Raw genomic sequence first — 821 nt, forward strand, 5'->3', positions numbered from 1 at the left:
TACCTCGGCCACATGCTTGACGCCGGGTTCGGTAGGTTCGTTGCTGTCGACCCAGAGGCAGTCTTTTTGATGCAGGCTGCCGTCTTCCCGGCGGGGGGCGAAGGCGAGGGCATAGCTGGTGCTGAATGATGAGCCGCCGTATTCCGTACGCTTAAAAATACCACCGCCGGTATTGCTCCACTCAAAGACCAGTACCTTGCTTAAACGTTGATAGTAGATTTTTTGGGTCGCCCGATTGAAGCAGAAGCTTGATAAGCGTTTTATGAAATATATTCGATAAATGAGGAAAGGTAGGAAAGTGAAAGGCATAAGCAAGAATCCGGTCGCCAGTAATGGAGCGGATTCGTACATGTGCCATATATCTCTGGATAGTAAGTGTGGGTAAAAGCCGGCAATTGACAAAATAATTATTGCGCAATACAGCTTTCCCATGAAGACAGAGTCTGTGACCCATGGATTCCTTAAGCATAAAATGGTGTCAGATAAGCTTAATAGTTGTCCTGTGATAGAGGGCTTGTGTCCAGAGTCTGACATTGAGTTGAATATCCAGATGGTTGCCATGATCAGCGCTCTAGACGAAAAATTGACAGGATCTCAGCCATGGCCGGGAAGTCGCGGGTGCATGGCACGTTGGTGTAGTGCACCGTCAGGATGGGGACGCGTGAACTGCAGACAGGGCCTGGAGGTAGCGCTGCTGACGGAGGTGTCGCTCATGTACGCTTCCCTTTTTGGGTTGAATGCGCTGGGGCCTCCTCAAATGCTTCGGGTGGCGGTGGCGCTGCTCGGACGTTGAACAGGCGGCAGATGCCATACCAGCAGAG

At 51.3% G+C, this 821-nt stretch carries 1 pseudogene; it reads right to left on the reverse strand.

Annotated features, from left to right (window positions below):
- Positions 1-561, reverse strand: a pseudogene (locus N5D53_RS27610) (hypothetical protein); the annotation flags it as partial.
- Positions 562-821 lie beyond the last annotated feature (260 nt).

The sequence above is a fragment of the Pseudomonas sp. GD03862 genome (assembly GCF_029840855.1).
Classification (GTDB): Bacteria; Pseudomonadota; Gammaproteobacteria; order Pseudomonadales; family Pseudomonadaceae; genus Aquipseudomonas; species Aquipseudomonas alloputida.